Here is a 22691-nt window from a genome sequence, read left to right as displayed (position 1 = left end):
TCCACCTAGGGCCATGAAGGCGCAGGGGAAGAGTAGTAAACCAGACCAACCGATGAAGACGAAACGGTCTCTTTTGAGCCAGTCATCGAGAGCATCAAACAGCCCTCTTTCTGGGGCGCGTCCGACAGCAATGGTCATGGGGGTTTTCTCCGAAAAATGTATATTATTGCTAAGATTCCGCCCTCTCTTCTCCATCTATCCGAGCAGGCGAGCAGATGTGTTGAAGAATTGTGAGAAATCTTTACTTTTCTTAACTTACACTATATTGGAAAAAATGACCAATATTTTTTAGGTCGATCTTAAGAAAATCTAAAATTTTTTCGGGGAGACCACTTGCTGCGCCCTCAAAGCTGTTGTCATTGGCAAATGCGGCAAAATCCACTTGAGTGGGATGCTAGACCCCTCTGTGCGGCAATTATGCCCAAATTGAGGTGATTAAACCCCACAGTGCGCTATTAAGTCTTATTAAGGAGTGTTAGACCGATGGAAGTGGGATAGTAGGATGGAGAGGGTTGCTCGATCGCAGGAAGCGGTATAAGGCGTTGCTGAATCGAGATATGAACACTAAAGGAAGCGATTGTGCATCGTATCCACAAGTTAACTCAGTTTTTGGTTTTAAGAATTTCCTCAAAGACAATTCATCCTTAAAATCAGCAACGCCCAGTATAATTAATGGTTATGTGGCAGACTTGGGTTTGTCACTTTCAGGAGGATATGGCTCAGGTGGTTTTTTTTGCCCTACCGGGGGGGAAGGCGGCTTGACCGGTTTCTGACGCTTTTCCATACTCAGATTTAGTAACTCTGTCCAATCTCGAACAAGCTTGTCAAGAACATTCATATTTTCAGACTCTTGCTTAGAATCGCAAGACTCTTGCCCAGAATCATACATTAGAACTCTCCATTTTCAGGTCTATCGTCAAAATTATAACATTCCTCAAAAGACCATCCCATCAGTTGACCATGAGATTTTATATTTCTAGCATAAAAGTAAATCATTATAGTTTTAATTTTCTCTGGATATTTATCTGTTCTATGTATGAAATCGCAGTATATATCGTCCGATTCCCCTGGTTCAATTACAATGATTGCACCTTTTTTTTTAGATCTACCTTTTTTGAATATATTTCTGGAAAATCGATTTGTAAATTCTCAAATTGTTCCGCTTTTTGGATAGAGGAAATAACATCTTCTATAATAGGTGATACCCAATTAATTCTTGCTTCGACGTGATCAATCCTTATTAGCACATTACCAATATTTTCTATCTTTGCAATAATACGAATCAACAAAATTTTGTTGTTTAGTAGCATATTGCTATGAATGCAATGATGAGTGATTTTGTGAGTAATTATCGCCTTGGGTTGAATTTGTCTTTTCTGCCAAAACCAAATTGCAGTGGCAAAAATACCAACAATGGTGACGATAGACTGAAGGGTTTGAGCTACATTTCTGATCACTTCACTATTTGATACAAACCAGTTAAGTGATATCTGAATATTTGTCATAAATTGGTTTAAAAATTGCATTTTTTTATTTTTAAGCTAAAGTGTTTGATATCATATCTTCTGTTTTTTGTGACTAGCAAATTAATCAATATACCCCAATTGTTTTATGATTTGTTGTGCGTCCGTCCTAGTGCAATCGCTATCGCTGTAGGGTGCGTTCCCCGAAGCCTTTGGGTTTTGCCAACCGGATTTGGACAGAACCATAATAACAATTGTACTTAACGATGTACAACTCTGATGAGCGTCAACATTGTCAACTTTAGTGCGATCGCTGATCTTGTAGGGTGCGTTCCCTGATGCAACTCCTACTGCTGCACCGATAGATTTTTGGGGAACGCACCATGCACATTCATTGAAGCAAGTGATTACCAGCTAACAACGCCTCTGCACACCCACTGCCGAGAGTTAATCGGTGATAGTGAACAGCAATCAGTGAACTGAAAACTCATGATCACTGATCACTGACTTCCCAACCCCTGCTATACAATGGTTTTTGACTTGTTTTTTGGAAGGGAACGCTAAACTATGTATTCGATCGATATTACCCTGAAACTGTCCCCCATCCCCATTTCCGTGCAGCGCAAGGAAGAAGCAGGAGCAGACGCTTTGTATCAAACAATTATTAACGCTATGCGATCGCCTAATCCCGAATTATTAGAATTAACCTGCGAAAAACAAACCGATAAAAAGGTGGCGGTTTTGAGCGATCAGATCAGTGCGGTGATTGTGTCACAAAAATCCGGGGCTGCCTCCACCGGCAGAGTGCCGGGGTTTGTCACCTTAGCCACAGAATAGTTCTTTCATCAGTTATCAGTGTGCAGTAACCAGTAATCAGTGACAAGAAAACGGCAACCGCCTAGATAACACTTTCCACTGAAAACTCAAAACTCAAATCTGATAACTGATAAGCTGTTCATAATTTAAATTGCTTGTTGAGACGAGTCAAGAGGCACTCTTGCAAGAGGCAACAGTAAAGGGATTGGAGGAGATTGGGCTGATCATTAAGAATAAGCGGTTTAAATAGGGTTTGCGGCAAAAAGTACGGGCGAAGCATTCGGATAGAAAATCTACGGTTTCATCGATAGGTTATTGCCCGAATGCTTCGCCCCTACAGGACTCGGGCCGATGAAGACGCAAGGTTTGGAAGCACGATTCTCTCAAAATCTTGTACCTGTGGGAGCAAGAAAAGCCACAAAACCCCTATCTTGCCTACATTTCACATTTATTCAGCAAGCCCTAAATAAGTCTTAGCTTAACTGATAACTGATAACTGATAACTGATAATTCATGACTATAAAAGTAACAGACCTCTGCTTTAGCTGGCCGAATGGGAAATCAGTATTAAATGGCTGCTCTTTGCAAGTTCCCAGAGGGGAATTTTGGATGTTGTTGGGGACAAATGGCAGCGGTAAATCAACCCTGCTGCGGCTCTTAGCGGGATTATTAAAACCCAGTCGCGGGGAAATAGAGATACCTAACCCCCTCGGTTTTGTTTTTCAAAATCCCGACCATCAGTTAGTGATGCCAACAGTGGGAGCAGATGTGGCCTTTGGGTTGGTATCCGAGGGTTTATCCACGCCGGCAATTCGGGCGCGGGTGCGGGAATCCCTAGGGGCGGTGAATTTATTAGAAATGGAAAAACGACCGATCTATGCTCTCAGTGGCGGACAAAAGCAAAGAATCGCCATTGCGGGGGCTTTAGCTCGTCATTGCGAGGTTTTGCTCTTTGATGAACCCACCGCCCTTTTGGATGGGGATACCCAAATAGAATTAGTCTCTCAAGTGCAGAAATTGGTCAAAAACCGAGGTATTACGGCCCTTTGGGTGACGCATCGCCTGGAGGAATTGGATTACAGCGATGGGGCATTTTTGTTAGAGGGGGGTAAGGTAACGGATCGGGGAAATCCCCTAGACTTAAAAGCGAGATTATTGGCAAGTGCGGCAGTCGAATCTTAAATTTTTTGTTAATATCATTAAGATGCTGTTTTTTAGAACTGCCCTTAATGCCACACAAATTACTCTCAAAGCCATGGTTAATTCTTCTGATCGTTCCCTTCTGCTGGTTGACGGCTACAACGTCATCGGCGCTTGGCCGTCCCTGAAAAAAATCAGCGATCGCCACGGTCTCGAACCGGCGCGAGACAAGTTAATTGAAACCCTAATCGGTTACACCCACCATCAGGGTTATCAAACCCAAATCGTCTTCGATTCCTACCTTCAAGATACCCCCGGCAGCCAAGAACGCTACACTAACCATTTATCGGTTTATTTTACCGCTCACGCTCAAACCGCCGACACCTATATCGAGAAAACCTGCGCCGATTTTTGGTACAATCGCGCCCCAGCTATCGGACGGATTATCGTCGCTACCTCTGATAATGCCCAAAAAATGACGATTATGGGTTATGGGGCCCAGTGGATTTCCGCTCAACGTCTGGAAATCGAGGTGGATTTAACCGGTCGTCGTCTGAGAAAATCCCAGAGTTCTTCTCAAAGTCCCAAAGGGCGTTTTTTATTCCATTCCCTCGATGCTCAGGTGCAACAGAAATTAGAGAAAATGCGCCACGGAATTAGTTATCAAAAACCTTGACAAATTACCCCAAATATGTATCGACAAAATCCCCATTAGAGGCACAGGTAACTGTGTCTCTAAGCTTTTCAAGGTCAGTTGCGGTTCAGGGGATTTTGTCAAAAGCTGGCCCCTCTAAACCACTGGTTTCACAGTTGCAATTCTGCTAAACCTAAATAATTAATTCCCGCGGGTGTCACTTGGAAGCGACAGGGTAAAACCTTGACTCCTTTAGCCACTGCTTGACGCAATAACTGCCCGTATTTAGTATCCTTACTATCCCCCGGAGCAAATCGGTCACAATCACCCCGATTAATAAAGTAGAGCATAATCGCCTCCGCTGCCGGCAATAAAGCCATTAATTCCTGTAAATGCTTCTGTCCTCGCGTGGTGACAGTATCGGGAAAAAGTGCCGTTTCTCCCTGATTCCAAGTGGTATTTTTGACCTCAATATAGGTGAGGGAATTATCCCCATGGGTCAAAAGAAAATCAATTCTACTGCCATTATTTTGACCGTAGGCCACTTCTGATCGCACCTCGGTGTCATTTTTGACCAAATCGGGAAAAACTCCTTGCAACAGGACATTTTTCACCACCTGATTAGGAAGATTGGTATTAACTCCCACCCAAGTCTCCCCCAGTTGAATCATCTCCCAGGTGTAAGCTAATTTTCGCTTCGGGTTATCACTGCGAGAAAGATAAACCGGTTGACCCTCTACGCATACATCCGTCATCGGTCCGGTATTAGCGCAATGGGCCGTAATTAATTCTCCGTTGTCCAGTTGTATGTCGGCAAAAAAGCGTTTGTAACGTTTAATTAAAATACCCTTGACAAGAGAAGGGTAAGTGTGAACTAACAAAGAAGTCATCAAATTTTCGCCAGGCTATATAAGGTAAAGAATAGCCTTTTTTTGGGAGCTTAACCTGAAGACAGGAGACCTTTCAGTTATCAGTGAACACTATTTTCCTTTATTCGTAGCAGGCATTTTACTCTCTTGGGTTTGGTGGGTAAAATGTATTCTAAAATACATTCCTGCTGGCGAGCAAATGGAACGAACCACAAAGACACAAAGGACACAAAGATTGATCGGTCTTATATAAGTTAAACTTATCACACAAAGAATAAGAGAGCCGGCATTTTACTCCCCTCTCCCTTTGGTTGTGGGGGTAAGGGAAATTAACCATCTCTGCGATTACTTTTGAAAAATGGCATCAGTGACAAGAAAACGGCAATTTTCTACTTAAGACTGTCCACTAAAAACTAACATCTGATCACTGATCACTGATCACTGATAACCGTTCAGGTACAATAAAACCTTGAGGCTTAGTAGATATTGAGATTATGGGTAACACTTTCGGACGACTATTTCGGGTTTCCACTTTTGGAGAATCTCACGGGGGTGGGGTAGGAGTGGTTATCGATGGTTGTCCCCCGCGCTTAGAAATTTCTGAAGAGGAGATTCAAATCGATTTAGACCGTCGCAAACCGGGACAAAGCAGAATCGTGACCCCGCGCCGGGAAAATGACATTTGTGAGATAATTTCGGGCGTTTTTGAAGGCAAAACCCTCGGTACACCGATCGCTATTTTAGTACGGAATCAGGATGCTCGTTCGCAAGATTACAACGAAATGGCCGAGAAATTCCGACCTTCCCATGCGGATGCCACCTACGAAGCAAAATACGGCATTCGCAACTGGAAAGGAGGAGGCAGATCTTCGGCCCGAGAAACCATCGGCCGGGTGGCCGCAGGAGCGATCGCTAAAAAAATCCTTAAATCTGTCTATAATGTCGAGATTATCGGCTATGTGAAGCGAATTAAAGATATTGAGGCAATCATCGACCCCAACACCGTCACCCTCGACGAGGTGGAAAGTAATATAGTGCGTTGTCCCAACGGGGAAACGGCCGCCCAAATGATCGCCCTGATCGACCAAATTCGCCTGAATAAGGACTCGATCGGCGGTGTGGTGGAATGTGTAGCCAGAAATGTGCCGAAAGGTCTAGGAGAACCCGTTTTTGATAAGCTAGAAGCCGATTTAGCTAAAGGGATGATGTCCTTACCCGCGAGTAAGGGATTTGAAATCGGATCGGGATTTGCGGGAACCTTCTTAACCGGCAGCGAACACAATGACGAGTATTTTATCGATGATAACGGGGAAATTCGCACCACGAGCAATCGTTCGGGGGGTATCCAAGGGGGAATCAGTAACGGTGAAAATATTATTATCCGCACCGCTTTTAAACCCACCGCGACTATCGGTAAAGAACAAAAAACCGTGACGCGCAGCGGGGAAGAAACCACCCTAGCAGCCAAAGGAAGACACGATCCTTGTGTTTTACCCCGAGCGGTCCCAATGGTAGAAGCGATGATGGCTTTGGTATTATGCGATCATCTGCTCCGTTTTCAGGGACAATGTACGATTAGCGATCGCTTTTTCTAAACCTTTACCCGCGATGAAATTTTTATTCCTTCATTCCAATTTTCCCGCCCAATTTCGCCATTTAAGCACGGTTTTGGCTCAAGACCCCGGAAATCAAGTGATTTTCGGCACTACCAGGCAAGAGGGAGAGATAGCGGGGGTAAAAAAATTTATTTACAAGGAAAGTCGCGCTGTTTCTCCCCAAACCCATCATTATGTCCGTCCCCTCGAAAGTGCGGTTTTACAAGGTCAAGCGGTTTATGCTGTTTGCCAACAACTGAAAAATCAAGGATTTTATCCCGATATTGTCTATGCACATTCCGGCTGGGGGCCGGGCCTATTTATCAAGGATATTTTCCCGAAAACTAAGTTTTTAGCCTATTTTGAATGGTTTTATCATGCCCATGGTTCCGATGCTGATTTTGATCCGGCGGATCCCCTTAATGCTGATGCCGAGGCCCGGATTAGAATTAAAAATGCGACGATCCTCATCGATATGGTCAGTTGCGATCGAGGTTTAGCGCCGACTATCTGGCAAAAACAGCAATTTCCCTGCGAATTTCACTCAAAACTCACGGTTTTGCACGATGGCATCGATACGGACTATTTCTGTCCCCGTCCCGATGTGCAGTTAGTGATTCCAGAGATAGGTTTAGATTTATCGGGTGTTAAGGAGATTGTCACCTATGCAACCCGGGGAATGGAACCCTATCGCGGTTTTCCCCAATTTATGACGGCTGTTTCCCTAATTTTAGCCCGTCGGCCTAACTGTCATATCGTGATTGTCGGTGAGGATCGGGTCGCTTATGGAAAAACTCTACCGGACGGCAAAACCTATAAACAATTGATGTTAGAAAGCCTTTCTTTGGATTTATCCCGGGTGCATTTTACCGGTTCTCTGCCCTACGGTCAATATAAACAGGTTTTACAGGCATCGGCCGCCCATATCTATCTTACTCGTCCTTTTGTGCTTTCTTGGTCAATGTTAGAGGCTATGGCCATGGGTTGCGTCGTGATTGGTTCCGATACTCCCCCCGTGCGAGAATTAATTACTGATGGGGAAAATGGTTTATTAGTGGATTTCTTTTCTCCTCAACAAATAGCTGATCGCGTGGATGAAGTGTTAGATTATCCCCAGGGTTGGCAAAATCTGCGTTTAAATGCTAGGGAAACTATCAAGCAACGCTACGACCTCAAACAATGTTTACAGGATCATCTAGATTGGTTATTGAGTTGATGAAATGAGAGCATTTTCCCAAAAATACTGTCTTTCAAAGGATTCATATCGCTATTAAATTCTTTCTCTTACAATCCTAATTCCTTCCCAAGCAGGAATATTACCTGCTCGTCTTTCTTCTAATAATACGGAGGCGATGAAACGGTTAAATACTTGTTCTCTTTTGATAGAATATTGCAAGTTTAATTGTTCGCATTCTGCAACCGTTAAGTTAACCTGATATAATAATTCTTCATTTTTAGATGCTGCTTCGTAAATATCTGGGAATAGATACCAAGCAATACCGATCTTATTTACAAGTTGCTGCCATGAGGATAAATTGTCAATAGAGGGATAAAGCGTTTGAATATTAAGAGAACTTAGATAATCTTCAACAATCAAAGATATACAGTCGGTAGGGTCGAGATTTAAATTGAGTCTAATCCTACAATAACTAATATAATCAGCGACATAAAACAAGAGAAACCCAAACCCAAGCACAAGCACAGGCCCAAGCACAGGCCCAAGCACAGGCCCAAGCACAAGCGAAAGCACAAGCGAAAGCCCAGGCCCAAGCTCAAGCCCAAGCACAATCTCAAGCTCAAGCCAAAGCACAAGCACAAGCACAAGCCAAAGCCCAGGATCAAGGTTAGTCCAAAATGGCAACAATTTATATAGCGAAAATTGATATATAAATTGACCAATCATGCCATCAATTACTTTGCCAAGTTTTTCTTGTGAAAAAAACAAGACTTTTTCTTGAATCTTTAGCCACTTTTCTGGCTCTAAATAAACCATTTTTGATGTCAAGTTTTCCTGACACCAGTAACCGACTAAATTTTCCTCCTCTGTTTCCATTTCTAAAAATTCCTCAGCTTCTTGTAGAGTAGGAATTCTATACTTAAATTCTGGTTTAAAATGCTGTGGATGTTGGGTTAACCATTCACAAAACGCTTCAGCGTCACTGGCTTTCACACCAGTAATCGGCTTTAAAATATCTTCAGATACAACTGAATCGGTTTGCCAATCAAGAGGCTGATGATTTTTACCAAGTTTTTTCCTTTCATCAATAAATAGCTGATACTCTGCACAGGTAATATAGCTAGTATCAATGGCGATACTATCATCAAGAGGAATCAGCTTACTCAATCTTCTGGAGAGTTGAACATGAGCGAGTAACTCAAAATTGACTGTCTCTGTCATCGGTTTTCCCATCCTTGTATCCATAATTGATTAAACCTTTGTCTCACTTCTGGCGAACAACTTTTGCCTTCTTCTAAGCAATCCATCGCTAGACTAATTGAGGTAATATTAGGATTATTTATTGCCGCAAGAATTAGATTACTAATATCATTTTTTGCCGCATATAAACGAATTGTTTCCGCCCACCAATTATGATTTATGTTTTGAATCAATAAATCTTCTTGATTTAATTCTTGGATTTGAACTGAGGCTAAATATTCCTGAAAACTGAGGTGAGCAAAAATATAAAAACTGTCATCTTTTTTGGTCAACAAACCAGAAATTTTTTCAATATTCTCAAAAAAGTCTTCGGGTTTAACTTCCGTCTTAGCTACTGCTGCTAAAGAACTTTTGATAATTTCTTGACCTTGAGCTAAGGAAAACTCACGGATTCCCCTTTTCATTAACTCTAAAGCTAATACCTGTAATACTGCTTTTTTCTGAGTTAAATTTAGTTTGATAGAATCAGTCATTCCTTTAGCTTCTATTCGCCTTGTCAATAAGACCTCACAAATTTCTGCATACAATTCTACTCGATTTCCTGGCAACGCTCCTCGATTATCATGAACTGTAGCAATCATAGTTAATAATAAAGGATTGAGTGCCATTGCTGCTAAAGGAGCCGATTTTTTGATTATCTGCATTAAATTATTAGCTTTTCTTTGTGCTTCTGCGCGTAAACCTGCATCTTCCTTTCGCACTTGACGCAATATTTCATTTTGTAAATACCAATTCTGAAAAAACCTTTCAACTTGTTTTAGGTTAAAAGACTGAACTTCGAGAAAAGTTCTAATTTGTTGTAACCATTCAGCTTGATAACCATGACGGCGCGAAGTGATAATAAAAGTAGTTTCAGGATAAACCTGCATTTGCTTGTCTATCCATTGACTAACCTGCTGGCGGTCACTTTCTTTGGCGATTTCATCTAATCCATCAAACATAATCAAGCATTTACCCTCTTTTAATTGCTCTTCAAACCATTGAAGCTGCGGATTGAGCTTAAGGGGTAATGTTGGGCTTTTTAATTGTTCAGTAATAATTTGTGCCAAACTAGATGATTCTTGATGGATAATCTCTTTACTAAGAGTATGAAGTATCAGTAATACCGGAATTAATTTAGGCACTTTGCGATGCTGACGGCTTTGCTTGTTTTGAGCGTATGTTAGGGCGATATGCTTTAATAAAGTGGTTTTTCCTGAACCTGGTGCGCCTAAAATAGCAATGCGTTTATAAGCAGATTGTGTGGTAGTTTGTGCTAAAAAATCCCAAATATTTTTTAAATTGCTTGTGGTTTCTTGTTGAGAAATAATAGCCGAAGATACCTTGTCTAGACTCTGAGGTAAAAATCGTAACTGGATATAGACATTTTCAAGATCGAGAATAAAGTTACCAGGTGTTTTTAAGCCTTGAGTTTGATAAGTACGATAGAGATAAACTAAAGTTTTATAATACTTTACTTGAAACTTTGCGGTTAATTGCCACCAAAATTGAATTGCGAAATTTTCCAGCCAATTAACAATTAAATCAGCCAGAGTATCCGTTTTCTGTTCCAATCTTGTTTCTACTTTATCGAAAACTAGGTTAATAACATCTTTGGCAAATTTTCCTCCAATCGCCAGAAAAATAACAGCGATACTGACCAATCCTGATACACTAGCTTCTATCCATTGCCCATTGCGAAGAAAATTGATAGTCACGGCAATTCCCACTCCTCCACTAGGCAACCCGGCCAATTTGAGGATAGTTTCAATTCTTCTTTGTCTTGCTGCTCGACGTTCCGTAATCCTTGCGTCCGGTTGAGACAGGGAGGATTGTTCTGATTCAGGTCCGATTTCTGGCATTGTCAATACGATTTAAATAAACCCTTTACCTACTAAATTTATCCTAAAATTTAGCATATAATACAGTAGTAGGGTGGGCAGTTACCTTACCAAAAGGGGGAATGTTGTGGAACTCGTTATCCCAGAAGAATCCTCGTTGAGAAAAAACCGATGGAACAACTGACCTTTCAACTGCAAGGATTGCGCTGTGCTGACTGTGAGTCCACTTGAGAGGAAATACTGCACTATTCTTATGATAGTCGTTGCTTTGGCGAAACCATCAAATTAATGCAGTCAGTCAGTGCTGCTATACCCAGTTTCCCTATCGACTAAAAATGAGTGAAGATTATTTAATTTATCTTGCTATCTGTTGTTTAATACTAAATCTGGTTATTAAAGACTGATTATATATTGCTCCTTTTGCTCATTGCCTATTGCCTCTCCTGATATGTAGCCTATACTCAACGGATTTAGTATTATATGGTTATGTTGATTCAATATTTTTTATCCCTGCTCTAAATTCCCGCAGTGCTTGAGCATGATTTTCTGTGTTAATACAACCCATCAATAAACCTACATCTAAACTCGGTAAAAGTTGCGATTTACTAACAGCCTCATGTCCCTCATTTCCTAAACTATAAAACAATAACTCGTCGTTCATCCAAAACCAAACTTCGGGAATTTGTAACCGTTTGTATGCTTCCAGTTTATTAATTCCTCCACTACTAACAACCACCTCAATCACTAAATCAGGATGTTTTCTATTTGCTCCCAATTCATAGGATTTATCACCTTCTCTTTTAACCTTTTCAAATTCATTTTCTAAGGTGACAGAACCAGTAGGAGTAAAATCTAATCCCAAAAATTCTAAATAAATTTCTAGTAAAGCACCAATACGTTCTTTGATAGTTTCGTGTTTTTTCCCTGGCATTTTTCTAATCTCCAAAACTCCATCTAAAAAAGATAACCTTAACCCTGGGCGATCGATTAGCTGTTCAACAGCTTTAAATTCTCTCCAGGTTAAGTCACTAATTAAAATTGGTTCTGCTTCTCGTTCAATGAGTGTAGTTATCATAATTTAAACCCAAATTTAGAGCGTGAATTTTTCTCAACATGATATCAGATAAAAACAGATTATCATGAAAAACATCATGGAAGCATACAAGCTGAGAGGAAAAATAGAAATCATAGTCTGACAAACTACCTTTAATCATACCATAGCCTTGATCAGTAAACCTTTTGAGAATACCAAATCATCAGACCTCTTGTAAAAATCAAAAATTGTTGTTAGGGTTAGGAGTCAGTAGCCATTAGTCAGTAGTCAGGAGAATTAAGAATGAATAATAATCAATTAAATAGTCTATTTACGGATTTTATGCCATTTAATCCTTATTTTTGACGTTTTTGAACCTTTAAAAATTAATCATGCAAGAGACATTATCTAAATTACTTGTTAATACTGCACACTTAAAACTCAAATCTGATCTGATAACTGATAACTGTTTTACTCGGCTTTTACCAAACCCTGAGAGCGAATACAGGCCTGTTCCCAGCGACAATCGGGATTAACTTCCACTGGTTTGAGTCGCGCCCAGATTTCGCCTTGATCATCGGCATAAAAACTATCGATAATAGCAGGAATACGAGTACCAAAAGGTTCGGTAATCAGGACAGAATCGGTCAGATTAAATACTTCGCCATTAGCTCCTGTCGCTTTTTCGATGACGGGAATTTCTGCTTTGGGAATCGGTTTTCGGAATAGAGGAGCCGAATCGGAACGAGGACGGAGAGGAGATTTTATCTCACTACTGACTGATTTTACCGTTTCCTCGGCTGGTTTTTCCTCAATTATTTCTGGAGGGGTTTCTGGAGGTTTGGGGGGTACTGCAGCCCTAGAACCCTTTTTAATAATTTGTAGAGGTTGTAGGGGAGGAGTGGCTTTAATTGGCTCTTCGGGGGGTTCAGGGGTGCTAGGGGTTTTCTTCGGGGGACGTGGCATGATACGACAAGGAAAATAAAAACTATAGGATTATTGAAGCACATCGAGCCGCTAACCCGCTCGACCAGTGCTTGTATCAATAGATATCTAGGGTTTGCGGCAAAAAGTTTTTCGTAGGGTGTGGGGAGCGGGGAGCGGGTTTTTAAAGTTGGATTGGGAGTTAATCATACTATTAAAAACGGATTTGGTATTAGTCGATTCCCCTCTCTCCTCCAACTTATTGAAAAAAATTCTCATTAAGTATTGACAAAAATTACTAATAAGCTTATCGTTATTTATAGTGTTCTCCTCTTAAGGATCGGCAGTGGAACCGCGCGGCAGTCTCTAACAATGCGGTTCCCATTTTTTTTTGGAACGATAGAAGGCTTTTAACGTCTCTAAACTTCTAGGTTTCCTCATCCTTTGGCTTTTATGAACGATAATTCCGACCTGTACCTCGATCATCTCACCCATGCGGATACTGTCATCACTGCTGAAATTGTCGAGCATGAGAGTCAATCAACAGATGAGACAGATTGGCCGGCTCTATCCTCTCATTTACGTCAACAAAATCAAGAATTACAAGCGGAGATCTGGCGACGGGAGCAAGCTCTCGCGGAACTGCGATCGCGGTTAGCCGAGCAACATCGTCGCTTGCAAAGTTGCGATACCCTAATCCAGCAGCAAAACGAGGAACTGCAATACGAAAAGCAACAATTACAGCGAGCTTTAGGGGAAATCGAACAGTATCGTCAAGCAGAACAACGGCAACCGATGATTATTGCCAATTTGACCGCAGAATTGACCCGCACGCGCCAACAATTAGCCCGTTTAGAGCGAGAATGTGCCTTAATTCAGGAAGGTTATCAGGAAAAAAGCCAAAAACTCTGCAACTATGACCAGCAATTGCAGGAATTACGCACCCGTCTCCAACGTCAGCAACGCTACACCCTCCAGTATAAAGCGGCCTTGGCCCAGTATTTCCAGCGCGGTAGCGATCGCAATTTTTCCCCAGATTTAGCCATTGTTGCCAAGGCAGCTGCGATCGAGCCTTGGTCTCAGACAGAGAATCAAGAAAGCGATGAAGTGGCTCCCATGGATGAGTTTTTAGCGGAATTAGAGACAATTGAGCCAGTAGAATCGTTAAAGAAGAAAGACAGGGATTGGCCCGCACCTATCATCTCCCCTTCCCCGAAATATTCCTCTTTTCGGGTTGATTTGCCCACTTTTATTAAATATCGCCAAGAAGAAAATAATTCCTGAACAACAGAAAGAGAGCCGGCGACTGTCCATGTTTCGTCTCGGCTCTCTATTCTGGTTCGCTCCTCACACTAAGTAAAATCTATCATAAGCTGATGGTTTTGTCCACTAAATTCATAAAAGTTGATATTTTTATAGTTCCGTCATTGGCAGCAGTTGCCATTTTTGACGGAGAAGACGGTTAAGTAGTTTTTGACTGACGCTAATCAGGATTAATCTCGATCGCTGAATTGAGGCCGATTCTCCGATAATGCGACAGTTACGCTCAAAATTGAGCATTGCCTCGCAAAAATTTGCGGTTAGGGGATAGGGTTTCTGGCGTTCCCAACAATCACAAACGGTTAAAATTTGCAGTATTAAGGCTATTTCGGCGGGATGATGCCACGATAATAGTTCTGGCTCGGTTAAACTAATTTTTTCCCGATTGAGCAGTTGTAACAAACCAGAATAGCGAGCGTGGGTGTATTGAAATAAAAAGAAAAATTCTCCTCTGGGATGGAGAGGAAGCTCATCCGAGAAAAATTGATCGATTAAATCGTTTAGTTTCAGTAACCAAAAGGACAAAAATTGCTGATCTAATAATAATTCTAGCCATCCTTCCCTAAGCTGAATTTGTGGAAAAAAGGTGATTAAATGGTTAAATATGGTTTGACATTGAGCGGACGTAAAATAATAAAACAGAGGTGAACGATAGAGGATAATATCAGTTTTTGGGCAACGATAGAAAGTTAATTTATGGTTGTTTTCTGGAAAAATATTAATTAATCGTTGTCTTAAAGAATGCTCGATCGAGGGGTGATTGCAGATAAAATTCATACTCAGAAGGGTAAACGTAGTCGTGCCAAATTAATTGCCATTGGCGAGATAAGCACTGTGGTCAAAGCAAATTTTTGGCTTAAGATGGATATAGGCAATCGGATAGTCTTTCTCTTATCAGAAACTCCAGACTATCTCTAGGGGCTTACCTCTGTCAATCTGGGGGGTTGCACTTCACTTTTGCATGGGCGATTCATGTCGTATTTTCTGTTAGGCTTAATTTTTGTCAATTATTGATCAGTAATTCCAGGATTTCTCCCCTATTATTGCCCTGGGAATTAATATTTCGTCGAGCTTTTACCCTTTGAATATTATAATCTTTATATAAATCATCAAAAAAATTATTGTCAGAGTCAAAGTTTTTAACGTCGGAATTACTTAAAATAAATTTATAACCTGCCCGATCGACTCGATCGATAAATTGTTTTAATCTTATTTGCTCCTCATCGTTAAAATCTTCTTTAGTATAAGAGGTAAAAGCTGATGTTTTTTTAATCGGTTTATAGGGAGGATCAAAATAAAATAAAGTCTTGTTATTGGCATAATTTAGGGTTTGGACAAAATCTCCTTGTAGGATCGTCACTTTCTGTAAATGATGATTGACAGCTAATAGGTTTTCTTCATTGCAGATCAACGGTTTGACATATTTTCCAAAAGGGACATTAAAAAGTCCTTTGCTATTGACTCTATAAAGTCCATTAAAACAAGTTTTATTGAGAAATAATAACAAAACTGTTTTTTCTACATCTTCATCACAGCCACGAGAATTAAATTCTATTCTTTTATCTAAAAAAAACTTTTGTTGTTCCTCTAGATTTTTAAGTTCATAAAAATCCTGCTGGATTTTTTGAAGTTTGACTATTAATTCTTTGACATTATTTTTAATAACCTTATAAGCCATGATTAAATCAGGATTGATGTCATTAACAATGACTTTTTGGACAGAAGAAAAATTATTTAAAACTGAGAATAAAACCGCCCCACCTCCGACAAAAGGTTCAATGTAGTTAAACTGACAATCTTGAGAAATCTGGGAATTAATCAAAGATAGAATATTGGGAACCAGTTGAGTTTTGCCTCCCGCCCACTTTAAAAAAGGTTTGCCGCTAACTGTTTTCCTTTGAGACAAAGAAGTGGTCATTATTCCTACCAGATTATCCTAATTTATTCAATTTACAGCGCAATTCACGAAAACCTGAAAGGCGGATTTGGTATCAGAAAGGTAAACGGGGCATTTTTTTCAATACTGATTCAATTTGGTTGATTAAATCCAGCAGACGATTGCCATCCACATGAACCTCGCTGGTGGGATAATTAGCGAGGACTTCGATAATTTGAATCTCATTATCATTAATGGCAGAAGTGACTAGGGAACCCCGTAAAGCTTGCCGACTAGCAGCCCGATTGGGGGTGTGGACAATTTCGGCGGCATAATCTAGCAAACTTTCGCCAAAAAAACTATTAAGAAATTTGGAAAGAAAGACGGCATCCACCGCTACCCGACGATTAAGGATTTTACGGAATTCTTCGGGTTTTTGGTTAGCCATCTTTAATTGTGCCGCTAAAGCGGGGGCTAATTCGCCTGTTTCGCTCAATTGCTTTAATTCTGATACCGATACGGACCCTTGGAAGATGTAGTATTTGATGATAGCTGATTCGGCGGCTGACAAAGATTGACAAACACCGAGAAAGATAGATATTCCTAGGGGAAGTAAAAGATTTTTGAACATAAACCAAAGGTGCAAAACAAGCGAAAAGCGATCGGGATGATTGACTCATTCTAGCGAAATTGGTTGCCGCTTAGGAAAAACTGAAGACGGTGTTGGTTATCTAGAGATGAATTTTCTAGTCACCCAACTAGGAGCAGAAAGCTGATAGCTTAATGCTAATCATTAATTTACATTCGCGAGAGGGCAGCGATTTTTGCTAGTTTATCTTTTTCCAAACCGTTGAGATCCTCTAGCTTTAACCATCCTTCCTTTAATAGTTGAGCAAAGACAAAAATTAGGGAAGTATAGCGATAGTCATATTTACCATCAATCTGATGTCGTCGGGCGCTTAGATAATCGTGCATTTGCCAGATATCATCTAAAACCGTGATCTGACCAGACTGTTCTTTAATATGTTCTATTAAAGTGCTAGTTTCTCGCTGATAGGCTTTTTGGAAAGCAGTTTGAGCAATTTCTTGTTCGGTATCTGACCAAATTATTTCACTCATAGGCATGATTTTAGTTTTAGGGATGATAATTTTGGATTTTTGAACTACCTCGACTCTTTTCGCCCACATCTGTAAGAATAATTGTTTAGTTATTCTTACCTAGATCGGAGAAGAAACCGGTGTATTTACCAATTTTTTTAAGTCAGCCTTTTAATTGTATAAAAAAAAGAGTTCACTTGACAAGGAACTCTAATAAGTTTCATCAGAATTTTTAATGATTTCTCTCAGTAGCTATTTAGCCACGGGCAAAGTTTAATAATTCTTTCGGAGAAGCTAATAAATCGATCGCTACGAAGAAAATTTTATTATCAGGAGTTAGGAGGAAGCGCCATGCCATATTCATACCCACACCTGCACCAAACCAAGGAGTTTGTACTTTTCCCGTCACTTTAATCTGAGTAAAACCGTCATCGGCGGGTTCCACCACACCGCGTTCGGGGATTAATTTCAAATTTTGGCATTCTTCGCGGAAAAAGCGATATACTGCCTCTTTACCGACGATGGGACGTTGGAAGGGTGGTTGCAGAGCGCCGTCAGGGGTGAATAATTCAATTAATACATCAAAGTCGTTAGCGTTGAGGTTGTCCATATAGTTGAGGACGGTGGCATTGGTAACTCCTTCAATGCTAACTTTAGTCCGTTCGGCAATATTTTGGGGAGGAACCACGGGTTCGGAAATACGGTTATAATCGCCCAGTTTCTTGGGATCGTAGCCCATATCCACCACACAATTCCGCAGAACGGTGATTTGTTGTCCCGACTCTAATTTTTTAATCCCGTCTAAAACGGCACTAGCATTAGCAGATAGTTCATAACCCTTGGGAATTGGTGCAACACTGCCATCTTCCATCCATTGTCCTAATTGATACCAGAATCCCAGTTTGATGTTAGCAGACCAAGTGCCGTAGGTACGACAAATCGGTGTGTCAGCATGGTTAGCTAAGTCGCACATCACCTGCGACTGTTGCAGGGGTGACATCTGCCGAATTTCATTCATGGTTTTTTCGGCAAAGACCATACTAGCAGCGCCGGGGGCGGCAACGGTGATGGTTTTGCCCATTTCTAGGTAGGCAAACCAAATCAAGGCTAGTTGATCTTCGGTATTCAGCTGATTGAAACGCGCAATCGTGGCGGGAACCACATCCGCTGATAGCGTGTTGGGGAAAATGCTCCGCGCTGATTCGATCGTAAACGGCATAGATTCACCTTGAAGTAAAGTTTTGTATCAATTTACTGGCATTCTATCATATTGGCGACCCAAGGCAGCACCCCTGGGGAAACTTTCCCAAAAAAAGCTGTACTTTAGATCACACTTACCCAGTATTATCACAAAATCTTAATGTTTGAACAACTGTTCTATCAATTATCTGGTTTTGCGGCAGCAACGAGCGATCGCCTTTAGTTTGGCGATGCTATATAATAAAAAGTATCTCCAGAGAATGATTTTTCCTGTCTCTATGCAACACCCCTCTCTGACTCGCTTTGAACCTGCGACTACTCTTGATGAAATCCATTTAACTATATCTCCTGAACCCCTATTAACTCAGAAGGAAATAGATGCTTTTTATCGAGAAGAAATGAATAAAGTGAGAGGGGAAGATAAAATTCAGCGTCTAAAATTAGGGTTAAAACGGGTCATAGATACGCAACAATATTACAAAGCCTGTTTAATGGGACACACGGGGGTAGGCAAATCGACAGAATTAACTCGTTTAATTAATGATCATGAGATTAAACAGCATTTTGAACCCCTGCGATTTAGTGTTTTAAGTGAACTCGATGCGATTAATTTCAGTCCCCTTGATGTGTTTCTCTTTATGGTGGTGGAAATTGTTGAGAAAACCGCTAAAATTTCTCGACAACCCAGTGATGAAAATTTACAAAAGCTTTGGGATTGGTTTAGTTCTGAAGAATTTACCCGCAAGGAAACCAGAGAAAGTCAAATCAAAACGGAAGCAGGAGCGGGAGTAAAGGAAGATTCTTTCTGGAATAAAATTCTCGGACTTTTTGCCTCTCTCAAGGGAGAATTCCGGTTTGCTTCCTCGCGAGAGAAAAAAGTTGTTGAATACCGTCTTTCCCGTTCCAGAGATTTAATTAATATTGCTAATCAACTCCTGAAAGAGTGTAATCAGAACTTACAGGAAACTATGCAGAGAAGCTGGCTAATTATTGGAGAAGACTTCGATAAAGCTGGTGTTTCACAAGAAGCGGTCAGGGATTTATTTTTAAACTATTCTAACATTTTCAAAGATTTAGACATTCACATTATTTTTAATATTCCGATTGGATTGTATAATTCATCTCCTGGGATTAACCTCACTTTTGACCATAATCTCCTGATTCCCGATACTCCAGTTTTTTGCCAAAAAGATCATACTCCTAACCAAAAAGGACGGGAAGCAGTGAGAAAAGTTTTAGAAGCAAGAGTTAAATCTAATTTATTTGAAGATGGACAAATAGAGCGGGTTATTATTGCCTCTGGTGGCAATATCAGAGATTTATTTTATCTAGTTAGAGAAGCTTCTGATGAAGCAATTGTCAATCAACAAAATCTGATCATGTCTAGTCATATTAGCAGGGCAATTCGCAGTTTAAGAACAGAATATGAAAGACGTTTAGGCCAAAATCCTTATGATATCGATTCTGTTAGTTATGGGGATAAGGTATTATTGTTAAAACGAATTTATGATGCTAATCCAGAAGCACAAATTCCCAATGAGATATTATACGCTTTATTAAATGATCGAGCGATTCAAGAAGTAGATGGAGACGGGGAAAGATGCTTTATGGTGCATCCCCTTGTGGTTGATATTTTAAATGCTCAAGGTCGTATTCCTACTGGTCCCGATGGAGGTGTCCCCGGTGGTACATCAAGTTAATCAAACTAATCAATCGGAGTTAGAACCGGGTACTATTTCCCATACGGCAGCTCGTTTGCTATTGTGGGGACGAAGACCATCTAGAGGTTTAGCTAGGGTGGAATTTTATGATGAGTTTTCCCGTCAGCAAGTAGTTAGAGAATTAGAGAATAAACTGCAAGAACAAGGCATTATTTTTCATAAAATTGTCTTACCAAGATGGGAAAAACCCTCTTTTGTCTTGAACTTCTTGTTAACACAATTGGCAGAATTGGAGTCGGGAGTAGTATCAATTACTGGTTTTGAAACCGCTTTTTCTGATGCTTCCCTAGTAGATGCCTTGCAATTAATTAATTTCAATCGAGAAAATTTAGCTCGCTTTAATCTCCGACAAATTTGGTGGATGAATCATGATTTTACTAACAAAGTTATTCGGTATATGCCAGATTTAAATTCTTGGTTTTTCCTGCGGTTATTTTTAACAGAAAATTCAACCCAAGCTACCAACTATAATCAGCTATTTACCGATAAAAATACCGTTCATGATCCCTATAATTTACCAGGAACAGCAGTTAACTTTGTTGGTAGAGAACAGGAATTATCCCGGATTCATCAAGCTTTTCAGCAATCTTCCCCAATTGTTTTAAGTGGGATGGGAGGTTCGGGAAAAACTGAATTAGCTTTACAGTATGCTTGGCAACATAAAGGGGATTATCCTGCGGGTATTTGTTGGATAAATGTCCTTAACAGTGACCCCGGTTTGGCTATTTTATTTTTTGCCAGAGAATACCTGGGTTTAAACATCCCCAATCAGGGAACCTTAAGTGAACGAGTGCGTTACTGTTGGCAAAATTGGCCCGAGGGAAATGCTTTAATTATTTTTGATGATGTGCGTGACTACGACCAAATTACATCTTATCTACCATCAGGAAAAGAATCTCGTTTTCGGGTTTTAATTACCACTCGCTTTAGTTACTTAGGGGTATCGCTATCAACGATAAACTTAGATGTTCTCACAGCAGCGCAAGCTTTAGATTTACTGCAAACCTACTTAGGAAAAGAACGTCTAACCGCGGAGTTAGAGGCAGCCAAGCAACTTTGTCAGTGTTTAGGATATTTGCCTCTAGGATTACAATTACTAGGCAGTTTTCTGAGACAAGCAACCACTGAAACTTTAGCAAATATCAAGGAAAAATTCCCCAAAAAAGGCTTAAAATATCTCAACTCTGATAAGGAGGAAGTCCGCAGTATTAAAACAATTCTGGATATCAGTTGGCAACTGTTAGAAACAGAAGAACAAAAATTAGCTCTTTATCTCAGTTTATTTGCTTCGGCACCTTTTCCCAAGCACTTAATCATCAGTTTATTTTCTGATGAAGCTAAAGACGAGATAGAAAAATGGTTAACCGATAGCTTGGTTAAGCTTAATTTGCTGAAATCTTTAGGCAATGAATGGTATCAACTGCATCCCCTCATCCGTCTTTATCTACGGGAAAAATTAGAAGGTTCCGAGACAGCCAATACCGCAAAAAGTCGTTATTGTACGGTGATGACAGATACATCGAGAACAGTCCCCGAAACTCCTACTCTAGATATTATTCAAAATCTGACTCCCTTAATTCCCCATATTGAACAAGCTGTCAGGGAATATCCCCAATATATCGCTGATGAGGATTTAGTTTCGTCCTATACGGGTTTAGCTCGTTATTATCAAGGACAAGGATTGTATGCTATTGCTGAACCCTACTATCAAGCTTGTTTAACCGCAACTCGAACCCGCTTAGGAGACAATCATCCCGATGTGGCAACTTCCCTCAACAACTTAGCAGGATTGTACGATTGCCAAGGCAGGTACACAGAAGCGGAACCTCTCTATCTAGAAGCTTTAGATTTGTATAAACGACTCTTAGGAGACAATCATCCCGATGTGGCAACTTCCCTCAACAATTTAGCAGGATTGTACAAATCCCAAGGCAGGTACACAGAAGCGGAACCTCTCTATCTAGAAGCTTTAGATTTGAGAAAACAACTCTTAGGAGACAATCATCCCCATGTGGCAACTTCCCTCAACAATTTAGCACTATTGTACCAATCCCAAGGCAGGTACACAGAAGCGGAACCTCTCTATCTAGAAGCTTTAGATTTGAGAAAACGACTCTTAGGAGACAATCATCCCCATGTGGCAAGTTCCCTCAACAATTTAGCATACTTGTACGATTCCCAAGGCAGGTACACAGAAGCGGAACCTCTCTATCTAGAAGCATTAGATTTGTATAAACGACTCTTAGGAGACAATCATCCCCATGTGGCAACTTCCCTCAACAATTTAGCATCATTGTACAAATCCCAAGGCAGGTACACAGAAGCGGAACCTCTCCTTCTAGAAGCATTAGATTTGTATAAACAACTCTTAGGAGACAATCATCCCCATGTGGCAACTTCCCTCAACAATTTAGCAGCATTGTACCGTTCCCAAGGCAGGTACACAGAAGCGGAACCTCTCTATCTAGAAGCTTTAGATTTGTATAAACGACTCTTAGGAGACAATCATCCCCATGTGGCAACTTTCCTCAACAATTTAGCAGCATTGTACGATTCCCAAGGCAGGTACAAAGAAGCGGAACCTCTCTATCGAGAAGCGATTAATATTGCTACCCAAGTATTAGGGGAAAATCATCCCCATACCCAAACAATTATGGAGAACTATAAAACTATGTTGTCGCAACTCCAGCAAGCAGAATTAAGATGAGTTAGAGTTTAAATGCTTGGGAAAATAGGGTTCGCAGG

Annotated in this window: 19 protein-coding genes and 1 pseudogene; 8 read left to right on the top strand and 12 right to left on the bottom strand. The window is 40.6% G+C overall.

The window, feature by feature from the left end:
• Both IM485_RS09680 and IM485_RS09675 read right to left on the bottom strand, forming a co-directional pair.
• A pseudogene (locus IM485_RS09680) lies at window positions 1–138 on the bottom strand (photosystem II D2 protein (photosystem q(a) protein)); the annotation flags it as partial.
• A gap of 938 nt (window positions 139–1076) precedes the next feature.
• The gene (locus IM485_RS09675; RefSeq protein WP_287742695.1) at window positions 1077–1526 is read right to left on the bottom strand and encodes a lysozyme family protein; all 450 of its coding nucleotides are present in this window, start codon (window positions 1524–1526) and stop codon (window positions 1077–1079) included.
• A gap of 504 nt (window positions 1527–2030) precedes the next feature.
• Between IM485_RS09675 and IM485_RS09670 the strand changes: the two genes are divergently transcribed.
• The 3 genes from IM485_RS09670 (at window position 2031) to IM485_RS09660 (ending at window position 4095) form a co-directional block, all read left to right on the top strand.
• A complete protein-coding gene (locus IM485_RS09670) occupies window positions 2031–2300 on the top strand; it encodes a UPF0367 protein family (RefSeq protein ID WP_104395693.1) in 270 nt (89 codons plus the stop codon).
• Window positions 2301–2792: 492 nt separating this feature from the next.
• Window positions 2793–3461, top strand: coding sequence for an energy-coupling factor ABC transporter ATP-binding protein (locus tag IM485_RS09665; RefSeq protein WP_069474368.1), 669 nt, complete (start codon window positions 2793–2795; stop codon window positions 3459–3461).
• Between the two features lie 22 nt (window positions 3462–3483).
• Entirely contained in the window at window positions 3484–4095 is a 612-nt protein-coding gene (locus IM485_RS09660; protein ID WP_287742690.1) for an NYN domain-containing protein, read from the top strand.
• 128 nt (window positions 4096–4223) lie between these two features.
• Here the strand turns inward: IM485_RS09660 and sfsA are convergent, their stop codons facing one another.
• Window positions 4224–4943: a DNA/RNA nuclease SfsA gene (sfsA, locus tag IM485_RS09655; protein ID WP_287742687.1), complete on the bottom strand. Its 720-nt coding sequence runs from the start codon at window positions 4941–4943 to the stop codon at window positions 4224–4226.
• A 473-nt stretch (window positions 4944–5416) separates the two neighbouring features.
• Here sfsA and aroC point away from each other — a divergent pair, with 473 nt between their 5' ends.
• Together aroC and IM485_RS09645 are read left to right on the top strand one after the other, a co-directional pair.
• Window positions 5417–6517: a chorismate synthase gene (gene aroC, locus IM485_RS09650; protein ID WP_104395697.1), complete on the top strand. Its 1101-nt coding sequence runs from the start codon at window positions 5417–5419 to the stop codon at window positions 6515–6517.
• Window positions 6518–6530: 13 nt separating this feature from the next.
• Window positions 6531–7733: a glycosyltransferase family 4 protein gene (locus IM485_RS09645; RefSeq protein ID WP_287742681.1), complete on the top strand. Its 1203-nt coding sequence runs from the start codon at window positions 6531–6533 to the stop codon at window positions 7731–7733.
• Window positions 7734–7787: 54 nt separating this feature from the next.
• Here IM485_RS09645 and IM485_RS09640 read toward each other — a convergent pair whose 3' ends face one another.
• The 4 genes from IM485_RS09640 to IM485_RS09625 all read right to left on the bottom strand — a co-directional run bounded on the left by IM485_RS09640 (window position 7788) and on the right by IM485_RS09625 (window position 12773).
• On the bottom strand, window positions 7788–8915 hold the full coding sequence (locus IM485_RS09640) for an SUMF1/EgtB/PvdO family nonheme iron enzyme (RefSeq protein ID WP_287742678.1): 1128 nt from the start codon (window positions 8913–8915) through the stop codon (window positions 7788–7790).
• Entirely contained in the window at window positions 8912–10651 is a 1740-nt protein-coding gene (locus IM485_RS09635) for an NACHT domain-containing protein (protein ID WP_287742675.1), read from the bottom strand. The genes IM485_RS09640 and IM485_RS09635 overlap by 4 nt, the downstream gene beginning before the upstream one ends.
• 607 nt (window positions 10652–11258) lie before the next feature.
• Window positions 11259–11849, bottom strand: a complete 591-nt coding sequence (locus tag IM485_RS09630) for a Uma2 family endonuclease (RefSeq protein ID WP_104395700.1) — start codon at window positions 11847–11849, stop codon at window positions 11259–11261.
• A gap of 429 nt (window positions 11850–12278) precedes the next feature.
• Window positions 12279–12773 carry a hypothetical protein gene (locus tag IM485_RS09625; RefSeq protein WP_104395701.1) on the bottom strand — a complete coding sequence of 165 codons (495 nt, stop codon included), beginning with the start codon at window positions 12771–12773 and terminating at the stop codon, window positions 12279–12281.
• 411 nt (window positions 12774–13184) lie between these two features.
• Here IM485_RS09625 and IM485_RS09620 point away from each other — a divergent pair, with 411 nt between their 5' ends.
• Window positions 13185–14015 carry a hypothetical protein gene (locus IM485_RS09620; RefSeq protein ID WP_287742672.1) on the top strand — a complete coding sequence of 277 codons (831 nt, stop codon included), beginning with the start codon at window positions 13185–13187 and terminating at the stop codon, window positions 14013–14015.
• Between the two features lie 129 nt (window positions 14016–14144).
• Here IM485_RS09620 and IM485_RS09615 read toward each other — a convergent pair whose 3' ends face one another.
• The 5 genes from IM485_RS09615 to IM485_RS09595 all read right to left on the bottom strand — a co-directional run bounded on the left by IM485_RS09615 (window position 14145) and on the right by IM485_RS09595 (window position 18244).
• The gene (locus IM485_RS09615; RefSeq protein ID WP_104395703.1) at window positions 14145–14828 is read right to left on the bottom strand and encodes a DALR anticodon-binding domain-containing protein; all 684 of its coding nucleotides are present in this window, start codon (window positions 14826–14828) and stop codon (window positions 14145–14147) included.
• Between the two features lie 226 nt (window positions 14829–15054).
• Window positions 15055–15969, bottom strand: coding sequence for a DNA adenine methylase (locus tag IM485_RS09610; RefSeq protein WP_287742664.1), 915 nt, complete (start codon window positions 15967–15969; stop codon window positions 15055–15057).
• Window positions 15970–16042: 73 nt separating this feature from the next.
• Complete coding sequence (locus IM485_RS09605) at window positions 16043–16558, bottom strand: alpha/beta hydrolase (protein WP_072926031.1); 516 nt, start codon at window positions 16556–16558, stop codon at window positions 16043–16045.
• A 167-nt stretch (window positions 16559–16725) separates the two neighbouring features.
• Window positions 16726–17052, bottom strand: coding sequence for a fluorescence recovery protein (gene frp, locus IM485_RS09600; RefSeq protein WP_002746320.1), 327 nt, complete (start codon window positions 17050–17052; stop codon window positions 16726–16728).
• 229 nt (window positions 17053–17281) lie between these two features.
• A complete protein-coding gene (locus IM485_RS09595; RefSeq protein WP_002733749.1) occupies window positions 17282–18244 on the bottom strand; it encodes an orange carotenoid-binding protein in 963 nt (320 codons plus the stop codon).
• A gap of 259 nt (window positions 18245–18503) precedes the next feature.
• Between IM485_RS09595 and IM485_RS09590 the strand changes: the two genes are divergently transcribed.
• Both IM485_RS09590 and fxsT read left to right on the top strand, forming a co-directional pair.
• Window positions 18504–19925, top strand: a complete 1422-nt coding sequence (locus IM485_RS09590; RefSeq protein WP_002734686.1) for a hypothetical protein — start codon at window positions 18504–18506, stop codon at window positions 19923–19925.
• On the top strand, window positions 19894–22653 hold the full coding sequence (gene fxsT, locus IM485_RS09585; protein WP_287742703.1) for an FxSxx-COOH system tetratricopeptide repeat protein: 2760 nt from the start codon (window positions 19894–19896) through the stop codon (window positions 22651–22653). Before IM485_RS09590 ends, fxsT begins: the two co-directional genes overlap by 32 nt.
• The last annotated feature ends 38 nt before the right edge of the window (window positions 22654–22691 follow it).

It is taken from the genome of Microcystis sp. M169S2 (assembly GCF_020245865.1).
In the GTDB taxonomy this organism is placed as follows: Bacteria; Cyanobacteriota; Cyanobacteriia; order Cyanobacteriales; family Microcystaceae; genus Microcystis; species Microcystis ichthyoblabe_A.
The sequence above is the reverse complement of the archived record's forward strand: the minus strand, read 5'-3'. Positions and strand labels throughout refer to the sequence as shown.

Coding starts and splice junctions, on each gene's coding strand:
- frp (WP_002746320.1), bottom strand. CDS start 17,052: ATGCCTATGAGTGAAATAATTTGGTCAGATACCGAACAAGAAATTGCT.
- IM485_RS09670 (WP_104395693.1), top strand. CDS start 2,031: ATGTATTCGATCGATATTACCCTGAAACTGTCCCCCATCCCCATTTCC.
- IM485_RS09595 (WP_002733749.1), bottom strand. CDS start 18,244: ATGCCGTTTACGATCGAATCAGCGCGGAGCATTTTCCCCAACACGCTA.
- IM485_RS09605 (WP_072926031.1), bottom strand. CDS start 16,558: ATGTTCAAAAATCTTTTACTTCCCCTAGGAATATCTATCTTTCTCGGT.
- IM485_RS09615 (WP_104395703.1), bottom strand. CDS start 14,828: ATGAATTTTATCTGCAATCACCCCTCGATCGAGCATTCTTTAAGACAA.
- IM485_RS09625 (WP_104395701.1), bottom strand. CDS start 12,773: ATGCCACGTCCCCCGAAGAAAACCCCTAGCACCCCTGAACCCCCCGAA.
- IM485_RS09630 (WP_104395700.1), bottom strand. CDS start 11,849: ATGATAACTACACTCATTGAACGAGAAGCAGAACCAATTTTAATTAGT.
- IM485_RS09645 (WP_287742681.1), top strand. CDS start 6,531: ATGAAATTTTTATTCCTTCATTCCAATTTTCCCGCCCAATTTCGCCAT.
- aroC (WP_104395697.1), top strand. CDS start 5,417: ATGGGTAACACTTTCGGACGACTATTTCGGGTTTCCACTTTTGGAGAA.
- IM485_RS09610 (WP_287742664.1), bottom strand. CDS start 15,969: ATGACCACTTCTTTGTCTCAAAGGAAAACAGTTAGCGGCAAACCTTTT.
- fxsT (WP_287742703.1), top strand. CDS start 19,894: ATGGAGGTGTCCCCGGTGGTACATCAAGTTAATCAAACTAATCAATCG.
- IM485_RS09620 (WP_287742672.1), top strand. CDS start 13,185: ATGAACGATAATTCCGACCTGTACCTCGATCATCTCACCCATGCGGAT.
- sfsA (WP_287742687.1), bottom strand. CDS start 4,943: ATGACTTCTTTGTTAGTTCACACTTACCCTTCTCTTGTCAAGGGTATT.
- IM485_RS09590 (WP_002734686.1), top strand. CDS start 18,504: ATGCAACACCCCTCTCTGACTCGCTTTGAACCTGCGACTACTCTTGAT.
- IM485_RS09660 (WP_287742690.1), top strand. CDS start 3,484: ATGCTGTTTTTTAGAACTGCCCTTAATGCCACACAAATTACTCTCAAA.
- IM485_RS09665 (WP_069474368.1), top strand. CDS start 2,793: ATGACTATAAAAGTAACAGACCTCTGCTTTAGCTGGCCGAATGGGAAA.
- IM485_RS09675 (WP_287742695.1), bottom strand. CDS start 1,526: ATGCAATTTTTAAACCAATTTATGACAAATATTCAGATATCACTTAAC.
- IM485_RS09640 (WP_287742678.1), bottom strand. CDS start 8,915: ATGACAGAGACAGTCAATTTTGAGTTACTCGCTCATGTTCAACTCTCC.